This window comes from Campylobacter sp. RM12654 (genome assembly GCF_020137585.1).
GTDB lineage: Bacteria > Campylobacterota > Campylobacteria > Campylobacterales > Campylobacteraceae > Campylobacter_E.
This window is the reverse complement of the sequence record NZ_JACGAR010000046.1, coordinates 1-2,754: the sequence shown is the minus strand read 5'-3', so window position 1 is coordinate 2,754 and position 2,754 is coordinate 1. Positions and strand designations below refer to the sequence as shown.

The following is a 2,754-nucleotide window of genomic DNA, read 5'->3' as shown; positions in this document are numbered from 1 at the left end:
TTTAATTTTCCTTGAATAATTTGCTTATAATAATTTGATTCCATCTCATCAACAATATCAGCGGAAAATTGCTTAATATTATTTTTAGCATTTGATATTAATATTGAATTTGGCTCTTCACATACTTGTTTAATAATTTCTGCTGTTTTTATATCATCAAAATAATTATCTAATAAAATAATATTTTCATTATGTTTAAAATTTACATTAATTGGGGAAATATTAGAAGCTATAATACTACACTCACAAGCAGCTGCTTCTATATATACTATCCCAAAACCCTCACTTTTGCTCAGCAAACAAAAACAATCAGCAAAAGAATAGTAATATTTTAATTCATTATTTTTTACACTATCAATATGGATTACTTTATCAAGCACATCTAATTCTTGAGATAATTTTAAATAATAATTTAAGTCCCCTCTACCTATATGTATCCATCTATAATTACTTGGTAAATGCTTAAGGGCTTTTATTATTGTTTCTAAATTCTTCTCATCCGACATTCTAGCAACTGTCAAAATATATTTAAAACCATCCTGAAACACCAAAGGCTTACCATCTAGTTCTTTGACTTTATAAAAATCTGTTAATTTTACTCTATCAGGTAAATAGTGCATTTTGTTTTCATTTACACCCTTTGCTATTAATATGTCTTTTACAGCATAAGAAGTATAAAAAACATAGTCTGAATTAACAACTTCATCATAAATAAAACTATCTCTTTTATCATGAATACTACAAACTACAGGAATATTATCGACCTTATTTTTTACTGCAAAAGTAGAAGCCCAGTACCCACCATAAGCCCTTACTAATTTTGGTTTTATAATTTTTAGCATAAGCTTATAAGTATATTTACTAACCCCAAAAATATACATTCCATGTTTATATTTAAAACCTTTTTCATTAGGGCTTAATAAAAATACGTTTTTAAACACTTTATTTGGATTATAATATTGCTCAATATTTGTCATACCTGCATTTTCAATAGTTTTTAAACTTTCTGATGGAATTACAACCAAACTATGATAATTATTTTGAATAATTTTTAGTATTTTTCTTTTTTTATAAAAATAAAATTCTATAAACTCTATTAATTGTTTTTTTATCTTTTTTGTCTTTATTTCTAAAACAAAAGATTTAAACAAATAAAGTAAACCTAATTTTTTCATTTTTTTCAAATATTTTTTATTGTTTGTTTGAAAAAATTTATTTTTATAATACCTATATAATATTTTTTTATTTTTTATAAATGTAAGAAATTGCTTTTTCAATCTACTTTTCAATAATTGATTTTTAAAAAAATACATAATTTTATTGTTAGTTTGCTTTAATATCTTCTTTTCTCTAATATATATAAACAAATAAAAGTGATATATATATGAATTGGTAATTTCTTTATTAAAAACATTAGGAAATTGCTCTTGTAATGTTTCAAAAAATATTATTGTTTTTTTAAACAACTCTATTTCTAATTTAAACTTTTCTATATTATCTACCTTAGTAAGAGATGTTGGATTGTAGTAATAATTATAAAGTTTATTTGGAATATACTTAAAATTATTAATAATACTAATTAAAACATAATTAAATATTACATCCTCATTAAAATTAATTTTTTTTACTGAATGATATTGAATAAATTGATATGCTTGTAAATATAATTTTTTTTGCAATAACATTCCCCACATAGTAAAATCAAAAAACTCTAATTGTTTTATACCTTCAATAACTTCATCATAGCTTTTTGCAATATTAAGAGATTGAGGCTGTGTTTTTGGAAAATCTATTAAGTTATATCCAAATCTTAAAACATTATAATTTTTATCAAAATTATTATAAGCAATCTCACAAGCATCAAGCTCTAATTCATCATCTGGGTCTAAAAACATAATCAATTCACTTGTAGCTACCTTTACCCCTTCAGCTCTTGCATGAAGTAATTTTAAATTTTCTTTATTATGAATAATTTTTATCCTACTATCTTTATTTGCATATTCGTATGCAATATCAATGCTTTTATCTTGACCTTTATCATCTACTACTATTATTTCTATATCTTTTAAAGTTTGATTTATGCAGCTTTCAAGTGCTCTTGTAATATATTTTTCAACATTATAAGTTGGTAGGATTATTGATATTAGTGGCATTTTAACCTTTCATATGATAACTTAACAAGCTTTTGTTGCTTAATACTAATTAATTTTAGCTTTAAATATTTTAAAATATTCTTTTTTTTATAAATTCTTCTTGAATATGAATAATATTCAGCTAATAATTTATTTTTACAATATTCTGAATAGTTTTTATTAAAATCGTTCATTTTTGAAATATTATCTATAAGTTCTATTACCTTAAAATATGAATACTCTACTGCTTTATATTTTTCACTATCATAACTTTTAGTGATAGATTCTATATCTTCATAATATTTATAAACAATATTACTATTTAGCAATATCCTATTACAAATATTTGCCAAAACATAGCTTATTAAAGCATCTTCTGCCATTACCAGCCTATTGTGCTTTCCTATAATTTCAATCACTTTTAAAAATAAATCTTTTTTAATCACCCTAGCGCATATACTCCATATGCTTTTTTCTTGCATATACTCAATGTTACCTAGAAGCTTATTATCACGCTTGATAAAATAAGAACTTTGGTTATTTATAATAGAAAACGCACTAAAGCAAACCATATCAATATTAGATTTCATACTTTCTAAAGCAATATCACATGCGTTAAGTT

2 protein-coding genes and 1 pseudogene are annotated in these 2,754 nt (G+C 22.9%); all 3 read right to left on the bottom strand.

The genetic code is table 11. The features are described 5' to 3' along the window. Positions 1-506: glycosyltransferase (locus AVBRAN12654_RS09595; protein ID WP_442862325.1), on the bottom strand; the 506-nt coding region annotated here is incomplete at its 3' end. A 1,340-nt stretch (positions 507-1,846) separates the two neighbouring features. Then, a pseudogene (locus AVBRAN12654_RS09590) lies at positions 1,847-2,153 on the bottom strand (glycosyltransferase family 2 protein); the annotation flags it as partial. Further along, positions 2,144-2,754: hypothetical protein (locus AVBRAN12654_RS09175; protein WP_336614362.1), on the bottom strand; the 611-nt coding region annotated here is incomplete at its 5' end. The gene AVBRAN12654_RS09175 and the pseudogene AVBRAN12654_RS09590, both read right to left, overlap by 10 nt.